The sequence below is a fragment of the Candidatus Methylomirabilota bacterium genome (genome assembly GCA_035709005.1).
Lineage (GTDB): Bacteria > Methylomirabilota > Methylomirabilia > Rokubacteriales > CSP1-6 > 40CM-4-69-5.
On sequence record DASTFB010000087.1, the window covers coordinates 131337 to 151434 of the forward strand.

Annotated in this window: 19 protein-coding genes; all 19 read right to left on the bottom strand. The window is 69.3% G+C overall.

Going from position 1 to position 20098, the window contains the following annotated elements:
• Nucleotides 1-5: 5 nt before the first annotated feature.
• Nucleotides 6-1301, bottom strand: a complete 1296-nt coding sequence (gene purB / locus VFR64_15655; GenBank protein HET9491175.1) for an adenylosuccinate lyase — start codon at nucleotides 1299-1301, stop codon at nucleotides 6-8.
• Nucleotides 1302-1398: 97 nt separating this feature from the next.
• Complete coding sequence (locus tag VFR64_15660; GenBank protein HET9491176.1) at nucleotides 1399-2682, bottom strand: pitrilysin family protein; 1284 nt, start codon at nucleotides 2680-2682, stop codon at nucleotides 1399-1401.
• Nucleotides 2675-4813: a polyribonucleotide nucleotidyltransferase gene (gene pnp / locus VFR64_15665; GenBank protein ID HET9491177.1), complete on the bottom strand. Its 2139-nt coding sequence runs from the start codon at nucleotides 4811-4813 to the stop codon at nucleotides 2675-2677. The genes VFR64_15660 and pnp overlap by 8 nt, the downstream gene beginning before the upstream one ends.
• Before the next feature lie 193 nt (nucleotides 4814-5006).
• Nucleotides 5007-5276, bottom strand: a complete 270-nt coding sequence (gene rpsO, locus VFR64_15670; GenBank protein HET9491178.1) for a 30S ribosomal protein S15 — start codon at nucleotides 5274-5276, stop codon at nucleotides 5007-5009.
• 126 nt (nucleotides 5277-5402) lie between these two features.
• Nucleotides 5403-6320, bottom strand: coding sequence for a bifunctional riboflavin kinase/FAD synthetase (locus tag VFR64_15675; protein ID HET9491179.1), 918 nt, complete (start codon nucleotides 6318-6320; stop codon nucleotides 5403-5405).
• Entirely contained in the window at nucleotides 6283-7206 is a 924-nt protein-coding gene (gene truB / locus VFR64_15680; GenBank protein HET9491180.1) for a tRNA pseudouridine(55) synthase TruB, read from the bottom strand. Before truB ends, VFR64_15675 begins: the two co-directional genes overlap by 38 nt.
• Nucleotides 7203-8165: a bifunctional oligoribonuclease/PAP phosphatase NrnA gene (locus VFR64_15685; GenBank protein HET9491181.1), complete on the bottom strand. Its 963-nt coding sequence runs from the start codon at nucleotides 8163-8165 to the stop codon at nucleotides 7203-7205. The genes truB and VFR64_15685 overlap by 4 nt, the downstream gene beginning before the upstream one ends.
• A gap of 8 nt (nucleotides 8166-8173) precedes the next feature.
• Entirely contained in the window at nucleotides 8174-8521 is a 348-nt protein-coding gene (gene rbfA, locus VFR64_15690; protein HET9491182.1) for a 30S ribosome-binding factor RbfA, read from the bottom strand.
• Nucleotides 8521-8811 (bottom strand): DUF503 domain-containing protein, encoded by a 291-nt coding sequence (locus VFR64_15695; GenBank protein ID HET9491183.1) that lies wholly within the window; start codon nucleotides 8809-8811, stop codon nucleotides 8521-8523. Before VFR64_15695 ends, rbfA begins: the two co-directional genes overlap by 1 nt.
• 21 nt (nucleotides 8812-8832) lie before the next feature.
• Complete coding sequence (infB, locus tag VFR64_15700) at nucleotides 8833-11400, bottom strand: translation initiation factor IF-2 (protein HET9491184.1); 2568 nt, start codon at nucleotides 11398-11400, stop codon at nucleotides 8833-8835.
• 7 nt (nucleotides 11401-11407) lie between these two features.
• The gene (locus tag VFR64_15705; GenBank protein HET9491185.1) at nucleotides 11408-11686 is read right to left on the bottom strand and encodes a YlxR family protein; all 279 of its coding nucleotides are present in this window, start codon (nucleotides 11684-11686) and stop codon (nucleotides 11408-11410) included.
• A gap of 10 nt (nucleotides 11687-11696) precedes the next feature.
• Entirely contained in the window at nucleotides 11697-13019 is a 1323-nt protein-coding gene (gene nusA, locus VFR64_15710; protein HET9491186.1) for a transcription termination factor NusA, read from the bottom strand.
• A gap of 6 nt (nucleotides 13020-13025) precedes the next feature.
• Complete coding sequence (locus tag VFR64_15715) at nucleotides 13026-13493, bottom strand: ribosome maturation factor RimP (protein HET9491187.1); 468 nt, start codon at nucleotides 13491-13493, stop codon at nucleotides 13026-13028.
• A 76-nt stretch (nucleotides 13494-13569) separates the two neighbouring features.
• Entirely contained in the window at nucleotides 13570-15264 is a 1695-nt protein-coding gene (locus VFR64_15720; protein ID HET9491188.1) for a proline--tRNA ligase, read from the bottom strand.
• A 13-nt stretch (nucleotides 15265-15277) separates the two neighbouring features.
• Nucleotides 15278-15610: a (2Fe-2S) ferredoxin domain-containing protein gene (locus tag VFR64_15725; protein ID HET9491189.1), complete on the bottom strand. Its 333-nt coding sequence runs from the start codon at nucleotides 15608-15610 to the stop codon at nucleotides 15278-15280.
• Nucleotides 15610-16704, bottom strand: coding sequence for a flavodoxin-dependent (E)-4-hydroxy-3-methylbut-2-enyl-diphosphate synthase (ispG, locus tag VFR64_15730; protein ID HET9491190.1), 1095 nt, complete (start codon nucleotides 16702-16704; stop codon nucleotides 15610-15612). Before ispG ends, VFR64_15725 begins: the two co-directional genes overlap by 1 nt.
• A 15-nt stretch (nucleotides 16705-16719) precedes the next feature.
• Nucleotides 16720-18078: an RIP metalloprotease RseP gene (gene rseP, locus VFR64_15735; GenBank protein HET9491191.1), complete on the bottom strand. Its 1359-nt coding sequence runs from the start codon at nucleotides 18076-18078 to the stop codon at nucleotides 16720-16722.
• A gap of 6 nt (nucleotides 18079-18084) precedes the next feature.
• Nucleotides 18085-19254 (bottom strand): 1-deoxy-D-xylulose-5-phosphate reductoisomerase, encoded by a 1170-nt coding sequence (dxr, locus tag VFR64_15740; protein ID HET9491192.1) that lies wholly within the window; start codon nucleotides 19252-19254, stop codon nucleotides 18085-18087.
• On the bottom strand, nucleotides 19251-20084 hold the full coding sequence (locus VFR64_15745) for a phosphatidate cytidylyltransferase (GenBank protein HET9491193.1): 834 nt from the start codon (nucleotides 20082-20084) through the stop codon (nucleotides 19251-19253). Before VFR64_15745 ends, dxr begins: the two co-directional genes overlap by 4 nt.
• Nucleotides 20085-20098: the final 14 nt, after the last annotated feature.

Genomic DNA, 20098 nt, shown 5'->3' on the forward strand with positions numbered 1-20098 from the left:
CCCCTTCACCGGAGACCCGCACGCGTGAAGATGGTGTCGACGTGACGCAGGAACCACCCCGGGTCGAAGCACTCCTTGAGCCCGCTCGCGCCCAGCCGGTCGTTGACCTCCGGATCGGCGGCGAGGAGCTCCAGGAACGGCCGGCGCTCGCGCCAGGCCCGCATGGCGTGGCGCTGCACGATCTCATAGGCGGCCTGCCGGGGCAGGCCGGCCTCGGTCAGCTTGAGCAGGACCCGTTGCGAGTACACCAGGCCGTAGCTGCGCTCGAGGTTCTCGGCCATCCGGGCCGGATCGACCTCGAGCCCCTCCACGATGGTCGTGGTCAGGTCGAGCAGGTAGTCGAGCAGGATCGTGGAGTCGGGCAAGATCACCCGCTCCACCGAGGAATGACTGATGTCGCGCTCGTGCCAGAGGGCCACGTTCTCGAGGGCAGCCAGCGCGTTGCTCCGGATCACCCGGGCCAGGCCGCAGATCCGCTCGCTGAGCTCGGGATTGCGCTTGTGCGGCATGGCGCTGGATCCCTTCTGGCCTTCGCTGAAGGGCTCCTGGACCTCGAGCACCTCCGTCCGCTGAAGGCCGCGGATCTCCAGCGCGATCTTCTCCAGGGAGGCGGCGGCGATGGCCAGCGCGGCGCAGAATTCGGCGTGGCGATCCCGCTGCACGATCTGGGTGCTCACGGCCGCCGGGGCGAGGCCGAGCTCTCGACACACCTCCTCTTCCACATCGGGATCGACATGGGCGAAGTTGCCCACGGCCCCCGAGAGCTTCCCCACCATGACCGCCGCGCGGGCCCGCTGCAGCCGCTCCAGGTTGCGGCCGGCCTCCGTGTACCACACGGCGGCCTTGAGGCCGAACGTGGTGGGCTCGGCGTGCACCCCGTGCGTGCGGCCGACGATCACGGTGTCCTTGTAGCGCCGGGCCAGCGCGGCCAACGCCGTGCGCAGCCGCTCCTGGCCGACGATCAGCAGCTCGGCGGCCCGGCTCAGCTGGAGCGCCAGCGCGGTGTCCCAGACGTCGTTGCTGGTCAGGCCCTGGTGGACGAAGCGCGAGTCCACGCCCAGCTGCTCCTCCAGGCTGGTGAGCAGCGCGATCATCTCGTGCTTGACCCGGGCCTGGATCTCCTGGATGCGCGCCACGTCGATGCGGGCCCGGGCCCGGATGCGGGCCAGGGCGTCGGAGGGGATGCGGCCGCGGCGAGCGTAAGCCTCGCACACGGCCAGCTCCACGCGGAGCCAGGTGGCATACTTTTCCTCATCGGTCCACACACGCCCCATGGCCGAACGCGTGTAACGCTCGATCACGACCCCCACCTTAGAGCAAAACCGGGACGGGGGAAAGACGCTTGCCCGCCGACGAGACCGGGACGCGGCACGGAGGCGGTCGCCGCCCCCTCCGCGTTCATTGCCCCGGGGAGACTCCGTCGGCGCGGAGCTCGCGCGGTAGGTGGCGCCGGTCCAGGGGCCCGTAGGTGGTGAGGGCCAGGCGCTCCTCGTCGAGCAGGTCGCTGACGAGGGCCTGCACTTCCTCGTGACGCACCCCATCGATGGAGGCCAGCATGGCGTCCATGGTGAGGAACGACCCGAGGTGCATCTCGTGCTTGGCCAGCCGGTTCATGCGGCTGGAAGTGGACTCCAGCGACAGCATGAGGCTGCCCTTGAGGTGATCCTTGGCCCGCTTGAGCTCATCCACGGAGACCCCGTTCTTCTTGAGGTCTCGCAGCTCCTTGAGCAGCGCCTTGAGGACCTTCGAGAAGTTGGCGCTGTCGGTGGCCGCATAGATGTAGAGCAGACCGGTGTCGCGGAACGGCTGCACGCCGGAGTGGATGGAGTAGGCCAGCCCCTGGCGTTCGCGCACCTCCTGGAACAGGCGCGACGACATGCTGCCACCCACGATGTCGTTGAGCAGGAACAAGGCGTAGCGCTCGGGAGCGCCGTGGCTCAGGCCGGGGAAGCCAATGACCAGGTGCACCTGCTCGAGGGGCTTGGGGACGATGTTCACGCCCGGCCGCATCACCGGGAGCTGGCTGGGCGGCTCCACGGCGGGCAGCCGGAACCCGTCGAACCCGGCTCCGAAGAGCTCCACCGCCCGCGCGTGCGTCACGTTGCCGGCCACGGCGATGATGATCTTGGGAGGCACGTAGTGGCCAACGAAGTGGGCGTGGACGAGCTCGCGTCGGTAGGCCTCCACCGCCTCTCGAGAGCCCAGAATCGGGCGGCCCAGGGGGTGGCCGGCCCACACGTGGGCGGAGAACAGGTCGTGGATGAGATCGTCCGGCGTATCCTCCACCATCTTGATCTCCTGCAACACCACGCTCTTCTCCCGCTCCAGCTCATCGGCGTCGAAGCGCGGGTGCAGCAGGATGTCGGTGAGGAGGTCCACGGCCAGAGGGAGATGCTCGTCCAGGACCTGCACGTAGAAGCACGTGTGCTCCTTGGTGGTGAAGGCATCCATCTGCCCCCCCACCGAATCCATGGTTCGGGCGATCTCCTCGGCGCTCCGGGTGGCCGTCCCCTTGAAAACCAGGTGCTCGATGAGGTGCGAGATGCCGGCCCGCTCATCGGGCTCGTGGCGCGAGCCCGTCTCCACCCAGACGCCGACGGCGACCGAGCGGACATGGGACATCTCCTCCGTGATGACCCGGATGCCGTTGGGCAGCAGGCTCTTCCGGTACTCTTCAGTCACGGGGCGGGTTCGCCGCGTTGGGGTTCTTGAGCTTCTCCTTCTCGCCGAGCGCGGGCTGCTCGCGGAGCGCGATCTTGCGGCTCAGCCGCATCTTGCCGTTGCCGTCGATCTCGATGACCTTGACCACGACCTCGTCGCCTTCGCTCAGGACGTCTTGCACGCTACGGATGCGGGATTCCGCGATCTGCGAAATGTGCAGCAACCCCTCGGTGTTGGGGATGACCTCCACGAAAGCGCCGAATTCCACGATCTTCTTGACCTTGCCCACGTAGATCCGATCGAGCTCGACCTCCCGGGTGATGTCCTGGATCATGGAAATCGCCCGCTGGACGGAGGCTGCGTCGGGCGAGAAGACGGTAACCCGGCCATCGTCCTCGATGTCGATCTTGGTGCCCGTCTGTTCCTGGATCGCCCGGACCACCTTGCCGCCTGGACCGATGATCTCCCTGATCTTCTCGGGCCGGATCTTGATGGTGACGAACCGGGGGGCGTGCGGGGCCAGCTCGGGCCGCGGCCGCTCGATGGCTTCCCGCATCTTGGCCAGCACGGACAGCCGGGCCTCGCGGGCCTGGCCCAGGGCGGCTCGCATGATCTCGGTGGACACCCCGGCGATCTTGATGTCCATCTGCAGCGCGGTGACGCCCCTCTCGGTGCCGGCCACCTTGAAGTCCATGTCCCCGTAGTGATCCTCGGTCCCCATGATGTCGGTGAGGATGCCGTAGCGGTCGCCTTCCTTCACCAGGCCCATGGCGATTCCCGCCACGTGGCTCTTGAGCGGCACCCCGGCATCCATCAACGCCAGCGAGGCCCCGCACACCGTGGCCATCGAGCTCGAGCCGTTACTCTCCAGAATGTCGGAGACGACCCGGATCGTGTAGGGGAAGTCCTCCCGGGAGGGCAGCACCGCCGACACCGCTCGTTCGGCCAGCGCCCCGTGGCCGATCTCCCGCCGTCCCGGAGAACCGAAGCGACGGACCTCGCCCACCGAGAACGAGGGAAAGTTGTAGTGCAGCATGAAGCGCCGGTACATCTCGCCTTCCAGCAACTCGATCTTCTGCTCGTCGGACTTCGTGCCCAGCGTGGCCGCGACCAGGGCCTGGGTCTCACCACGGGTGAAGACGGCGGAGCCGTGCGCGCGGGGCAGGTACGCCATGTCCACGGAGATGGGCCGGATCTCGCTGACCTTGCGGCCGTCGATGCGGACGCCCCGATCCACGATCATCCGGCGGACCTCGAGGGCCTCCAGCGCTTCGAACGCCTCGCGGACGGCCGGCTGCTTGCCGTCGTCGCCCAGGGCCTGCGCCACCTCCTCGAAGAGCCTCTGCACCGCGTCGCCGCGGGCCTGCTTCTCGACGATCCCCAGCACCGCCGTCAGGCGGTCGCCGACGATGGCGGCCACCCGGGCTTCCAGCTGGCGGTCGCGCCCGGCTTCGGGATCGACGGCCCAGCGGGGCTTGCCCGCCCGTTGCACCAACTCTCGCTGAATGCCCGCCAGGCGTCTGCACTCGGCATGGCCGAAGGCGATCGCCTCGATCATGACGTCCTCGGACACTTCCTGCGCGCCGGCCTCCACCATCAGCACGGCGTCCGCCGTTCCCGCGATCACCAGCTCCAGGGTGCAGAGCTGCTGCTGGGCCACCGTGGGATTGGCCACCAGCTTGCCGTCGACCAGGCCCACCCGCACCGCGCCCACCGGGCCGTCGAACGGGATGCCCGACAGACAGAGCGCCGCGGAGGCCCCGTTCATCGCCAGGACGTCGGCCTCGTTCTGCCCGTCGGCCGAGATGGTGAGGCAGATCACCTGGACCTCGTTGCGAAAGCCCTTGGGAAACAGGGGGCGGATGGGGCGATCGATCAGCCGCGAGGTGAGGACCTCGTGCTCGGCCGGTCGGCCCTCGCGCTTGAAGTACCCGCCGGGGATCCGGCCGCCCGCATAGGCCCGTTCGCGGTACTCGACGGTGAGCGGAAAGAAGTCCTGCCCTTCGGTGGCGCTCCGGGCGGCGACACAGGTGGCGAGCACCATGGTTCCGCCGTGCCGGACGATGACCGCCCCTTCCGCCTGCTTGGCGACCTTGCCGGTCTCCAGGGACAGGGGCTGGCCGTTGATCTCCATGTGAACGCTGTGACTCATGTGGATGCTTGTCCTCGCGTATCGGCCGGAGTCCGGCGAACGCCGTATGCGAGCGTCAACGTTGCGGGCGCGGCGTGCAGGTGCCGGCCGAGCGCTGGACCAACTCGCAGTTCAGCGGGCCCTGGCACGGCCCGCCCGGGGGCCCCCGGAGTCGTCGCGTCCGAGGACCAGTCCTTTTCCAGTGAACCCGCCGTCAACGGCGGATTCCGAGCTTCTCGATGATCCCGCGGTACCTCTCGGGGTCCTTCTTGTGCAGATATTCCAGCAGGCTGCGTCGCTTGCCGATCAGCATGAGCAACCCCCGCCGGGAGTGATGGTCCTTCGTATGCTGCTTGAAGTGCTCCGTGAGGCCGTTGATGCGCTCGGTGAGAAGCGCGATCTGCACCTCGGGCGATCCCGTATCACCATCGTGCACGCGGAACTGCTGGATCAGGTTGCGCTTCTTCTCAATGGGCAGCGGCATGGAAGTCCCCTTCTCCAATCGCCTCGCCCCGGGCAGGCACCCCGCTCCAGGACGGGTTCAAAAACTCTTGTTTTATCGGCAATTATCGGCATGCTACCACCGAACGCCCAGCGAGTAAAGCTGAGCTCAGACCCGTTCGCGGGCGGCGGCGATGTCGCGGCTGATCTGCTCGCGCAGAGCCTCGGGGCCCGCGAAGCGTCGCTCGTCCCTGAGCCGGCTGACGAACTCGAGCCGTAGCAGGCAGCCGTAGAGCGCTCCCGCAAAATCGAGGAGATGGGCCTCGATGACCAGGGCGGTCTCCCCGAAGGTCGGTCGCTTGCCGATGTTCACCACTGCCCGATACCGGTCGGCGCCGATGACCGCCCGGCAGGCGTATACCCCTGGGGCCAGGATGACGCCGCGGTCTGGCTTGACGTTGGCGGTGGGAAAGCCCAGCTCGCGACCGCGTCCGGCCCCCCGGACAATCTCGCCGTTGATCGTGTAGCTCCTACCCAGATAGCGGCTGGCCCGCTCGACGTCCCCAGCCCGCAGCGCCGCCCGGATCGCCGTCGAAGAGACCGGAACGCCGTCCACCATGAGGGGTGGAACCACGTGGGCGCGGAACCCCAGCTGGCCGGCCAGCTCCTGAAGGAGCCGGGCGTTGCCCCGGGCCCCGCGCCCGAACGTGTGGTTGTAGCCGACGACGACGTCGTGGGCGTGCAGGCGGTCGAGCAGAACGTCCTTGACGAACGCCTCGGGCTCCATGGCCGCGAGTTGCGGCGTGAAGGCCAGGACGACGGTGGCGTCCACGCCGGTTTCGGCCAGCAGCTCGAGCCTCTCAGCGAGCGTGGAGATGGGCGCCGGAGTCTGGTTCGGGCGGAGGACCTCGGCGGGATGCGGATCGAACGTGCAGGCCAGCGCGCGAAGTCCGCCCTCCCGGGCCCGAGCCACGGCGGCGGCGAGGATCGCCCGGTGAGCGAGGTGTATGCCGTCGAAGGTGCCCAGCGCCACGGCGGCAGAGGGAGCGTCAGGCGGGTAAGACTCGAGGCCCTGGACGGTCTGCATGAAGGATTCGCGCCGGCTTCACCCGGCCGCCGAGGAACTCCCCGACGCCGAGGAAGCCGCTGGTGGAGGCGTGCACGGCGACGAACCGCGCTGCGCCGGGAGGGTACGGCACCGCAGTCACGGACTGGCCGTTCAGGAACGCCGCCGCCACCCGGGGCTCGAGCCGGACGACGGGCCATCCGGCCACCGCTGCCTCCGGAGGCAGCACCCGCGCCCACAACGCCGGGGCCGGGCTCGACGCCACCTCGGCGGAAGGCACGGCGTCGCGTACCGCGAACGGCCCCACGCGCACCCGCACCAGGTGCTCCACGGCGGCTCCGCACCCCAGCGCATCACCGAGATCGGCCACGAGGGAGCGGACATACGCGCCCTTGCCGCAGACGATCCTCAACGTGGCCCGCGGCAGCTCCACCCCGGCGACGTCGATTGAATGAACCACCACGGTCCTGGGCTCCCTCGGCACCTCCACACCCTTTCGGGCCAGCTCGTACAGACGCTGGCCCTCGTGGTGGAGGGCCGAGTACATCGGCGGGATCTGCTTGATGCGCCCGACGAACGGGCGGGTGGCCTTGATCAAGCGCTCGCGATCAAGCGCGGGCACGGGGGCGGTGGCCAGCACCCGGCCGGACAGATCCAGCGTGTCGGTTCGGACCCCGAAGCGCACGGTGACGACGTACTCCTTGTCGAATTCCTGCATGTACGCCATCAGCTTGGTGGCTTCCCCGATGAGGATGGGCAGGACGCCGGTGGCGTCCGGATCCAGCGTGCCGGCGTGACCGACTCGACGGGCGCCGAGCCGTCGGCGGACCAGCGCGACGACGTCGAACGACGTCATGCCGGCCGCCTTGGCCACGACGAGGACGCCGGAGCGGGTCGCCCGGCTCATGGCACGCCCAGCTCGGCCTCCACGGCGGCCAGCACGTCGCGGGTGACGGTGTCGAGCGCACCCGCCACCGTGCAGCCGGCCGCGTTGGGGTGGCCGCCTCCACCGAATCTGGCCGCGATACGACTCACGTCGATGTCGCCCTTGCCGCGCAGGCTGACCTTCACCGTGTCGCCGCGCTCCCGCAACAGGCAGGCCACGCGCACGGACGCCAGCGAACGGGGGTAGCTGACGAGGTCCTCCGCCTCGACGAAGGACTCGGGGACGGCGCCGGCCCGCAGGGCCAGCCAGGCCACGCGCCCGTCCGCGCTCAGCTGCACGCGAGCCAGCGTCTCGCCCAGCAGCCGGAGGGCCTGAGCCGGGCGACGCTCGTACAGCCGGTTGGAGACGAACGCGGGCTCGACTCCGGCGGCGACCAGCGCTCCCGCGATGCGGAACGTCTCGGGCGTTACGTTGGAGTACCGGAAGGAGCCCGTGTCCATGTGGATGGCCGTGAACAGATTCAGGGCGATCGGCGGGGTGATGGGCACGTCCAGCGCACGGCACAGCTCGTAGACCATTTCCCCGGCGGCCGCCGCCGTCGGATCGACCCAGTTCACGTCTCCGTATCGCCGGTTGTCGTGGTGATGATCGATGTTGACGACCTCGGCTCCGGCCTGGCGGGCCTGCCCGAGCAGGCCCTGGGTCCGATCGGGATTCGGGCAGTCGGTCAGCACGACGACGTCGAGGGGGCCGCTCACGCCGGTGAGTCGGCGATAACGCTCGATACCGGGCAGGAAGGACAGAACCTCCGGCGCGGGGTCCGGGCCCCCCCAGGACACCGTCCAGCCCCGGGCGCTCAGACCGAGTCCCAGGGCCAGCAGGGTACCCAGCACGTCGGCATCCGGGTGGACGTGGCCCAGCATGAGGGCGCGCCGGGGCGCGTGCCGGAACGGGACGAGAACCTCGGCAGGGACGCGCACCTCAGCGCCTAGCGGTCGCCGCCGAGCCGCTTGAGCAGTTGTTGGATGCGGGCCGCGTGCTCCATCGACCGGTCGGCCCGAAACTCCAGCTCGGGCGTCACGCGCAGGTCCAGATGCTCGCGGAGCCAGTTGCGGATGAATCCCCGGGCCCGGGTCAAGGCGGCCAGGGAGGCGGTCCACTGCCCCTCGTCGCCCAGCACCGAGACGAAGATCTTGGCCGACCTGAGATCCTTGGTCGTCTCCACCTCCGTCACGGTGACGAACCCCAGTCCCGGGTCCTTGAGCTCGCGCTGGAGCAGCAGCGAGATCTCCTCGCGGATGAGCTGGTTGACGCGATCCAGGCGCTTGCCCTGCATCAGAGGATCTCCAGGCTCGTCTCGATCACGGACCCGTCCACGTTGGCCTCGATGAAGCCCATGGCCTTGGAGACCACCTCGTTGGCGTGGCGGGAGTCGTGGGAGACGCAGGCCACGGCCAGTGTCGCCCGCTGCCAGACATCGTGGTGATCGACCTCGGCCACCGCCACCTCGAAGCGGGCGCGCACCCGCTCCTTGAGGCCCTTGAGGACGTGGCGCTTGCCCTTCAGCGAGTCGACGTCCGGCAGGTGCAGCTCGATCGTGCCGACAGCGACGCGTGCAACAGACATGACGCTTCGCCCATCCCGGCGCTACAGCGTGCGCGCGACTTCCTCGGTGCTGAAGACCTCGAGGATATCGCCCGGCTGGAGCCCCTTCACCGCATCGACGCCGATTCCGCACTCCAACCCGGCCAGCACCTCGCGGACGTCTTCCTTGAATCGCTTGAGCGAGGTCACGGTCCCCTCGCCGACCACGCTGTCGCCGCGCCGGACACGCACCCGGGCGCCGCGCAGGATCTTGCCTTCCTGGACGTAACTGCCGGCGATGGGGCCGAGTTTGGAAATGACGAAGATCTGCCGGGCCTGGGCCCGGCCCAGCACCGTCTCCCGGATCTCGGGTGCCAGCAGTCCGGCCAGCGCGGCCTTCAGGTCATTGATGACGTCGTAGATGATGTTGTAGTGGCGGAGATCGACGCCGTTGGCCTGGGCCTGGCTCTGGGCTTTGGGATCCGCTTTGATGTTGAACCCGATCACGATGGCGTTGGAGGCCGAGGCCAGCATGACGTCGCTCTCGTTGATCGCGCCCACCGAGGCGTGGATGACTTTGAGCTTGACCTCGTCGGTGCTCAGCCGCTCCAGGGCCTCCCCCAGCGCTTCCACCGAGCCCTGCACGTCGGCCTTGAGCACCAGCCGCAGCTCCTTGACCTCCCCACTGACGATCTGCTTGTGCAGACTCTCCAGCGTGACCCGCGTGGCCGCCTTGATCTTGGCGCGTTCCCGCTCAGCCCGCATCTGGGCGATCTGCCGGGCCTTGCGCTCATCGGAGACCGCCACCAGCACGTCGCCGGCGGCGGGGACACCTCCGAGGCCGAGCAGCTCCACCGGGTCCGACGGCCCCGCCGACTTCACCTTGCGGCCGGCCGGGTCGATGAGGGCGCGGATCCGTCCGGCATGGGCGCCCACTACCACCGCATCGCCTTCCCGCAACGTTCCGGTCTGCACCAGGACGGTGGCCACGGGACCACGGCCGCGATCCAGCCGGCCTTCGATGATCACGCCCTTGGCCGCCCGATTGGGGGCAGCCTTGAGCTCGAGGATCTCGGCCTGCAGGGCAGTCATCTCCAGCAGCTGGTCGACCCCGGTACCCTTCTTGGCCGAGGTCGGTACGAAGATCGTCTGGCCGCCCCACTCTTCCGGCACGAGCCCGTGGTTGGCCAGCTCGCGCTTGACCCGCTCGGGGTCGGCTTCCGGCCGGTCGATCTTGTTCACGGCTACGATGATCGGGACATTCGCGGCCCGGGCGTGGTTGAGGGCCTCGACGGTCTGAGGCATCACCCCGTCGTCGGCGGCCACCACCAGGATCACGATGTCCGTCGCCTGGGCCCCCCGGGCCCGCATCGCGGTGAAGGCCTCGTGGCCGGGAGTGTCCAGGAACGTCACCTTGCCGTGCGAGGTCATCACCTGATAGGCGCCGATGTGCTGGGTGATACCGCCGAACTCCTTTTCGGCGATCTTCGTCTTGCGGACGTAGTCCAGCAGGGAGGTCTTGCCGTGATCGACGTGTCCCATCACGGTGACCACCGGCGGTCGCAAGCTGAGCTGGCTCGGATCGACCTCGTCCTCGTCGAGGACGTCGCCTTCGACCGAGCGGATCTCCAGGTCGAAGCCCAACCTGTCGGCCACGAGCTTGGCCTCGGTGGGATCCAGCAGGTCATTGACCATCCGCATGACACCCAGCTCGAGCAGGGTCTTGATCACTTCGCCCGATTTGCGCCTCATCTTCTCGGCCAGCTCCGCCACCGTCACGGATTCGGGTACGCGGACGAGCTCGCGTTTGACTTCGACCACGGGCTGCGGCGGCGGAGCCGGGACGCTGACCCGGGCCGGCGGGACGTCGACCGGCGCGGCCGGCGGCGGCGCCACAATCGAGGGTGCGGCGCTGGCCGCGGGCGGCACGACCTCACGCGGCGGCTCGCGACGCGGCTCTCGCGGCGGCGGCGCCGGCCGGGGCGGGGCCTGGACGACACGCGGCGGTGCGAACGGGGTGGCCGGCTGACGCGGGGCCGGACGCCCGGGCGGAGGCGGTGCCGGCGCCGGCCGCTCGAGCGGACGGAAGGGAACGATCTTCGGCTCGGGCTTCGGCGGCGCGGCCGGTCGGGGCGGAGGCGGCGGTGCGGTCACGAGCGGCTTCACGGACGGTGGCGGCGGCTCGGGCGCCGGCGGGGCCGGCTTCACCTCGACGGTCTCGGCGACCGGCGCGACGGGCTCCGGCATCTCCGGAACGGCTTCGGCCGGCTTCTCGCTCGGCTTGGGCTTGACGATCGTCGCCGCCGGCTTCAGCTCCACGGGCTCGGAGGGCACCTCGCCCGGCACTTCGGCCTTCGGTTTGCGGACGCGAGCCGTCTTCTTCGGCGCTTCGCCCTCCGCCCCCTCGGGCGCGGTGGCGCGGACGCGAGCGGGACGCTTGGGACGAGCCTCCTCCGGGATCTCACGGCCCTTGCCCAGCTTGACGCGGAGCTCGTGAGCGAGGGTGGCATCGAGGGGGGTCATGGCCCGGACACCTTTGCGGCCCATCTCCTCGGCCGCCAGCATGATGTCTTTGCTCGTCACCCCGAGCTCCTTCGCCAGATCGATGACTTTGATCTTCGTTGCCGCCAAAGCTCCCTCACCTCCCCCGGAGTGGTTTCGGATCCCGCCGGCCGCCGCTTGCCAGCTCCGGCCCCGGCACACTGGGTTGCCTGAATGCGTGGCTGAGCCGTCCCGGCTGGGTGGCTCGCTCCAGGCACTCGGTGTCCGGACAGACATAGGCGCCTCGGCCGAGGCCGGTGGCATCCCGCACCACGGCCCCGTCCGGTCGCCGTACCAACCGCATCAGCTCAGCCTTGAGCCTCACCTTCCGGCACCCGATACACGTCCGCCACGGACCCCGCTGCTCGTGCGCCATGCCTTCGGCCTCACGCGGAGATCGCGTCCTCCGGGCCGCGGCCTTCAGGGGTGCCGGTGTCGGCCTGGGTGTGGGCAGTCAGCCATTTCGCCGCCGCCGCATAGATCGCCTCGGCACGGTCAGCCACCGCGGGGATGCCGGCCAGACGTTCACGCCCCGCCCGCACGATGGCCCGGGGAGAGCCGAGGCCGGCCGTGAGCAGCGCCTCTACGGTCTCGTCGTCTCCACCGGTCAACTCGGCTAGCGCGGCGCCGTTCGCGGCGTCCTCGGGCTCGGCCCGCTGGGTCTCCAGCTCGGACTCGCTCTTGATGTCGATCCGCATGCCGGTGAGCTTGGCCGCCAGGCGGGCGTTCTGGCCTTTCTTGCCGATCGCCAGGGACAGCTGGTTGTCGGGCACGACGACGAAGGCCGAGGGTTGGCCGTCGGCGTCGGACTCCTCGCTGATCGTCACCGACGACACCTTGGCCGGAGACAGCGCCCGGGCCACGAAGGTGGCGGGGTCGTGGGACCACTCGATGATGTCGATCTTCTCGCCTCGCAGCTCCCGGCTGATCACCTGGATGCGGGTGCCCCGCAGGCCGACACAGGCGCCGATCGGGTCGACGTCGCGCTTGGTCGAGGCGACCGCCACTTTGGCTCGCTCGCCCGGCTCCCGGGAGGCCGCCTTGACGACGACGATGCCTTCCTGGATCTCCGGGATCTCCGTCTCGAACAGCCGAACGAGGAACCCCGGGTGAGTCCGCGAGAGCGTGATCTGGGGCCCCTTGATGGTCCGCCGCACCTCCAGCACGTACGCCCGCACGCGGTCGCTCGGATTGTACCGCTCGCCGGGGATCTGCTCCCGCTCGGGCAGGATGGCCTCGGCTTTGCCGATCTCGAGGATCACGTTGCGCTTCTCGATGCGGTGGATGAGGCCGCGCAGGATCTGCCCTTCCTTGCCCTCGAACTCCTTGTAGATGCGCTCCCGCTCGGCATCCCGGACCCGCTGCAAGATCACCTGCTTCGCCGTCTGGGCGGCGATGCGGCCGAACTCCTGGGGCGGCAGCTCCTGCTCGAGCTCGTCGTCCAGCTCGGCTTCCGGGTTGAGGGCTTTGGCTTCGGCCAGCGCGATCTCCAGCTTGGGATCGCCGACCACCTCGACGACCTTTTTCCGCCCGAAGACCCGGAGGGCGCCCGTCTTGCGGTCGATCTCCATGCGGACGTTCTCGGCCGCCCCCAGCGTCTTCCGCGAAGCCGACAGCAGGGCGGACTCCAGCGCCTCGAAGAGGACCTCCGGATCGATCCCCTTCTCGCGTCCGAGCTGTTCAATGACCATCAACAATTCGCGGTTCATCCCACCTCATCCCCGCCGGGGCCACGGCACCTCGGCATCCAGGCGCGCCTTGGTCACGCCGGCCCGGGGGACCTCCACTCGCTGACCGTCCTGGTCGAGCACCAGCCCCTCGGCCGCAACCTCGATCAGGCGACCACGCACCTCGCGCCCGTCGCGCAGCCAGCAGCGAACACGCCGGCCACGCGCCCACTGGTACTCCCGCTCGCTTCTGAGCAGCCGGTCGAGGCCCGGCGACGACACTTCGAGATCGTACGATCCCTCGATCACCCCCGCCACCTCGAGCAGGTCGCCGACCTCGCGACTCAGCCGCTCGCAATCCCCGATGCCGACGCCCCCGGGTTTGTCGACGAAGACGCGCAGGACGGACCGGGGGGCCCGAGCCCGCCACTCCAGGTCCACCAGCTCCACCCCGTGATCCCGCAGCACCGGCTCGATCACCTGCTCGATCCGCGCGCTCCGCTCGCCTTCCTCCACCGCTCCCCGTGAAATAAAAAACTGGGCTGGGCCCAGTTTTTCAAGACTTTAGCACGTGCCTCCCGGGGAGGCAAGCTCAGGGTTGCCGAAATGCCTCGCTGGCCGCGATCGCCGCCATCACCTCTCCCCGCCCGACCCGCGTCTGCCGGCGGGTCCGCCGCTCGCGCAATTCGACGACTCCCTCTTTGACGAAGGCGTTTCCCACGGTGACCCGAAGGGGCACGCCCAACAGGTCGGCGTCCTTGAATTTTACGCCCGGGCGCTCGTCCCGGTCGTCGAGAACGGCCTCGATCCCCTGCCGCCAGCACTCGGCGTAGATCTCGTCAGCGGCGCGGGCCTGCCTCCCCTCGCGGACGTTGACCGCCACGATGTGGACCTGGAAGGGAGCGATGGCGGGCGGCCAGACGATCCCGTCGCTGTCGGCCAGCTGCTCGATGGCGGCCGCCGCGATGCGGGCCGGGCCGATGCCGTAGCTGCCCATCACCACGGGACGCTGTTGGCCCGACTCGTCGAGGTAGGTGGCGCCGAGGGCTTCGGAGAACTTCGTCCCCAGCTTGAAGATGTTGCCGACCTCGATCACGCGCTCGATGGCCAGGGGGGCTCCGCACTGCGGGCATCCCTCGCCCGCCACCGCCGTGTGAAGGTCGGCGAAGCGGCAGGGGAAATCGTGACCGGGCCGCACCCCGCGGACGTGGAAGCCCTCGCGATTCGCGCCCACCACGTACACCCCCTGGCGTAGCGCCTCGTCGGCCACGACGGGGACGGCGACCCCGAGCGGCCCCACCGACCCCACGGGAGCCCCCAGGTGCTGGCGGACCTCATCGGGATGCGCGGGACGACACTCTTCGCCCACGGCCCGCATGAGCTTGCGCTCGTGCAGGTTGTGATCGCCACGGAGGAGGACCAGCACGGGCCCCGCCCGGGGCGCCACGTAGAGCAGCGACTTGATGGTGAGCCGGGGGTCGACCTTCAGATAGGCTGCGACCTCGGCGATGGTTCGGGCCCCGGGGGTGGCCACCTCCTCCCGCGGGTCGTCGGCGAACGTCGGGACCGGCGCGACGGCACGAGCCAGCTCGACGTTGGCGGCGTAGCCGCACCGCCCGCACATGGCGATCTCGTCCTCGCCCGCCGCGCTGGGGGCCATGAACTCGTGCGCGCTGTGGCCGCCCATCATCCCTGTGTCGGACTGCACCACGTGGAACCGCAAGCCGCAGCGCGTGAAGATCCGTACGTAGGCCTGCTCGTGCGCGGTGTACGAGCGGTCGAGCGAGGCCAGATCGGGATCCAGGGTGTAGGAATCCTTCATGAGGAATTCGCGGGTACGCAACACGCCCGAGCGCGGCCGTGCCTCGTCGCGCTCCTTGGTCTGGATCTGGTACCAGATCTGGGGCAGGTCCCGGTAGGACCGGATCTCCCGCGCGGCCAGCCAGGCGATGACCTCTTCGTGCGTCATCCCCAGGCAGAGCTCCCGGCCGTGCCGGTCCTTGAGCTTGAACATCTCGGGGATGCCCTCCCAGCGGCCCGACTGTTTCCAGATCTCCGCCGGGTGCAGGACGGGCATGGTGATCTCCTGCCCGCCGATGGCGTTCATCTCTTCGCGGATGATGGCGGTGATCTTGTCGATCACGCGCTGGCCCAAGGGCAGGTACACGAAGATGCCTGCGGCGAGCTGGCGAGCCAGGCCGGCCCGCAACATCAGCTTGTGGCTCACCGCCTCGGCCTCGGCGGGGTCCTCCCGCAACGTGGCCACGAGCGAGCGGCTCAGGCGCATCGAATCCGCGGACTCAGTGAGCGCCGGGCTTCTTGTTGGGTCCCTTGACGCCGGGGTCGTAGCGCAGCCGGTCCACGGGGACGCCACCCACGATGTGAGAGCGGAAGATCTCCTCGAGATCGGAGGCCTGGACGCCCGCGTACCAGACGTCGTCGGGGTAGACGACCAGCATCGGCCCGTGGCCGCACTGCGAGAAGCAACCGGCCTTGTTGATGCGCACCTCGCTCTTGAGACCGGCCTTGACCGCTTCGCCGCGAAGGTAGCTGACGAACCGCTCGACGTCGCCCTGCGTGGGACAGGTATCGCCGCTGGTGCACACGAAGACGTGGGTGCGATATTGGCCCATCAGCGCTTGTCCGCGCCGGGGGCGCTGGCCGCGCGCCGGTCGGTCAGGAAGCGGTCGACCTCCTCGCGCATGGCCTGGACGATCTCCTGTTCCGGCACCTTCCGGATCACCTCGCCGTTGCGGAAGATGAGCCCGATGCCGCGGCCGCCGGCGACGCCGATGTCGGCCGCCCGGGCCTCCCCGGGACCGTTGACCTCGCAGCCCATCACGGCGATGTGGATCTCTTCGTTGAGACCTTTGAACTCGTTCTCCACCTCGCGGGCCAAGCGGACCAGGTCCACGTCGGCGCGCCCGCAGGAGGGACAGGCCACGAAGGTGAGGCCGCCCTTGCGCAGGCCCAGCGATTTCAAGATGTCGATACCTACGCGAACCTCCTCGGTGGGGTCGGCCGACAGCGAGACGCGGATGGTGTCGCCGATGCCTTCGCTCAGCAGGGCGCCCAGTCCCACCGCCGACTTGATGGTGCCCACCCCGGGGGTGCCTGCCTCGGTCACCCCCAGATGGAACGGGTAGTCGACCTGGCCGGCCAGCATCCGGTAGGCCTCGATCATCATCGACGGGTCGGAGGCCTTCAGTGAGATCTTCATCTCGGGGTAGTTCAAGTCCTCCAGGATGCGGATGTGCCGCAGCGCGGACTCCACCATGCCCTGGGCCGTGGGGCCGCCGTATTTGGCGAGCAGATCCTTCTCCAGCGAGCCGGCATTGACCCCGATGCGGATGGGGATCCTCCGCTCCTTGGCGGTGTTGATCACCTCCTGCACGAAGGCCTTGCCCCCGATGTTGCCGGGGTTCAGGCGCAGGCCGTCCACGCCCTGCTCGAGGGCGAGCAGGGCCAGCTTGTAGTTGAAGTGGATGTCGGCCACCAGCGGAATCCGGATCTGCCGCTTGATCTCGCCGAGCCTTTCGGCGGCCTCTCGAACCGGCACCGCGCAGCGGACGATGTCACAGCCCGCCGCCTCCAGCGACCAGATCTCGAGCAGCGTGGCCTGGACGTCGCGGGTATCGGTCTTGGTCATGGACTGCACGGTGATGGGGGCGTCGCCTCCGACCGTGAGCCCGCCCAGCCGAATCTGTCGCGTGGGGCGCCGTTTCATCATCGTGTCCTGACCTTATCTGAACAGTCGAAACGCGTCGATCCTGACGAGGTCATTGTAGAGCGCGAGAACCATGATCAGCATCAAGAGCACGAAGCCGACCTGCTGGGCCAGCTCGCGTTTGCGCACGGACAGGGGCCGGCCCAGGACGGCCTCGATGAGGAAGAAGAAGAGATGGCCGCCGTCCAGCATGGGGACCGGCAACAGGTTCAGCACCGCCAGGTTCACGCTGATGACCGCGGTGAAGATCGCCAGCGGCGCCGCTCCCTCCTGGGCCTGGCGCCCGGTCTCGGAGGCGATCTGCACGGGCCCGCCCAGGTTCGACAGCGGGATCTGCCCGCTGACGATCTTCCAGAACCCCTTTACGGTCAGCACGGTCATGTCCCAGGTCCGGACCAGGCCGTACCACACGGCCACGGGCGGAGAGTACGAGGCGTAGCTCACCGCCCTGGTGACGATGCTGACGCCGATGCGACCGACCTCGATCTCCTCGCCGAGCGGCCCCTTGTCGCGCACGGGACTCGCCGTCACCTCGAGCCGGACGGCCTGGTTGTTGCGCCGGACGGTCACCTCGAAGCTCTTGCCCGGCCGCTTCTGGATCGCCTGCATGAGCTCTTCGGGCGTGTACACCGGCTGCCCCTCCACCGCCACCACCTGATCGCCGGGCTTGAATCCCGCCCGCTCGGCCGGCGAGCCGGGATTCACCACCCCGATGTGCGGGATGAGCCGGGGGCCGGCCCCGATGTCCCACATGCTCTGTTCCTCGCGGAAGATGGGATCGCGCACGGTCGTGCGCTGCGGGGTGACCGTCAGGACCAGACCGTCCCGACTGACGCGCAGGGCCAGCGGCCGACCGCCGGAGCGTGAGATGGCCCGCTCCACGTCTTCCCAGTACCTGACGGGCCGGCCGTCCACGGCCTCGATGACGTCGCCGGTCCGGAGTCCAGCCTCGGCGGCCGGCGTTCCTTCGCCCACCCGCCCCACCACCGGGGGCCAGACGGGACGACCGATCGTGCCTAGCGCCACGATGAAGATCACGGCGGCCAGCACGAAATTCATGCCCGGACCCGCGAACACGATGAGGAACCGCGCCCACAGGGGCTTGAGCGCGAAGGCCTTGGCGGGATCGTAGGCCAGCCCGGCACCGCCCTCGAGCGGATTCTCCTCTCCCATCATCTTGACGTAGCCGCCCATCGGGATCGCGCTCAGGCAGTACTCCGTCTCCTTGCCGCGCCAGCGCAAGAGGACGGGACCAAAGCCGATCGAGAATCGCTCCACCCCTACGCCCACCCAGCGCGCGACAATGAAGTGGCCCAGCTCGTGAATCAGGATCAGCACGCCGATAACGACGATGAACGAGATGATTGTGGTCACGCCGATTTACCGCCTCCCGCCAATCTCGTGGACGAACGCCTCCGTCCGCCGCCGGACGTCGGCGTCGATCGCCACGCAGTCTTCGATCCCCTGGAGCGGGCTGGCCGGATACGCCGCCAGGGCTCGCTCGATCAACTCGGAGATGGCGACAAAGGGAATCTTCCGGTCCAGGAACGCCGCGACCGCCACCTCGTTGGCCGCGTTGAGCACCACCGGGGCGGCGCCGCCCCGGTCCAGAGCAGCCCGGGCCAGCCTCAGACAGGGAAACCGCTCGGCGTCCGGCTCGAAGAACGTGAGCGCGCCGACCCGGCTGAGATCCAGGCGGGCCGCCGGGGCGGGGCGCCGTTCGGGGTACGTCAGCGCGTAGAGGATCGGCACGCCCATGTCGGCCACGCCGAGCTGGGCGATCACCGAGCCGTCGATGTACTCCACCATCGAGTGCACGATCGACTGGGGATGCACGAGCACCTGCACCTGGTGTGGCTCCACGTCGAACAGCCAGCGCGCTTCGATGATCTCCAATCCCTTGTTCATCAGGGTCGCCGAGTCGATCGTGATCTTCGGTCCCATCTTCCACGTCGGGTGCCGGAGGGCGTCCTCCACCGTCACGTGGGCGAATTGCTCCCGGGGCAACTCGCGGAAGGGCCCCCCGGACGCCGTCAGCATCACCCGGTGGACATCGCTCTTATTGTGCCCGATGAGGCACTGGAAGATCGCGCTGTGTTCGGAGTCGACCGGAAGCAGCGGCACCCGGTGGCGGCGGGCGGCCGCCGTCATGAGGTCCCCGGCCATGACCAGCGTCTCCTTGTTGGCCAGGGCCACCGTCCGGCCCGCTTCGATGGCGGCCATGGTGGGTAGCAGCCCCGCCCCTCCCACGAGCGCGGAGAGCAGGACGTCGGCCGGCACCTGACGGGCCAGGGTCACCAGGCCCTCCGGCCCGGCGAGCAGCTCCGGACGCGGCGCCGGCAGGAGGCGGGCGAGCCGGTCGACGGCCGTGGGGTCGAGGAGGGCGACCGCGGCCGGGGCGTACTTGCGACAGAGGTCGGCGATGCCCTCGACGTTCGATCCCCGCGCGGCCAGCCCGGCCACGGCGAACTCGTCGGGAAAGCTCGAGACCAGCTCCAGCGTGCGCAGCCCGATCGAGCCGGTGGCACCGAGCACGGTGATCCGCTTCACGCCAGCGCTCCCAGCACCGCGTAGTAGTAGAGCGCTGGGGTATTGAGGAGCAGGCCGTCCACGCGGTCCAGCAGCCCCCCGTGGCCGGGAATGAGATGGCCGGTGTCCTTGACGCCGACGCTCCGCTTGATCACGGACTCGATCAAATCGCCCACCTGCCCGACCACGCCCAGCAGCAAGCCGGCTCCCAGTGTCTGCGCCGGGCTCCACCCCGGCAGCAACCACACGCTCAGGACGAGGGCGCCGAGGAGCGAGGCGACCGCCTGGGCGACGGCGCCTTCGACCGTCTTGTTGGGACTGATGACCGGGGCGAGTTTGTGGCGGCCCATCGTGGAGCCCACGAAGTATGCCGCCGACTCTCCCAGCCAGGTGAGGCCGACGAGCAAGAGGATGAGCGGCCCGCCGTCGGCCAGGCGGTAGAGCAGGACGGCATGGCCCAGGAACCAGCCCACGTACAGGATGCCCGGCAGGGTCGTCAGCACGGAGTCGACCGACGGCGTCCCCCCTGTGCGCAGCGAAGCTGCGAACACGATCGCCACCGCCAGCGTGAGCGCGATCATGGCCGCCGGGGGATCCACGTCGGGAAGGGCGAAGCTGATCGTCACGAAGACGGCGGCGGCCGGGCCGAGCCGGGCATAGGTCGGCATCCCGGCGTGCGCGAACATGCGGGCCAGCTCCCACGCCGCGGTGCCGGCCACCGCGGCCACGAAGGCCACGAAGAGCCACTGCGGACCCCGGGTGACCATCCACACGAAAACCGGGATGAAGACGACAGCGCTGGCCACGCGCTTCACCACATCGGCAGGGAGCGAGTGGCGGCTCAGCGTCATCGCGGCGGCGCCCA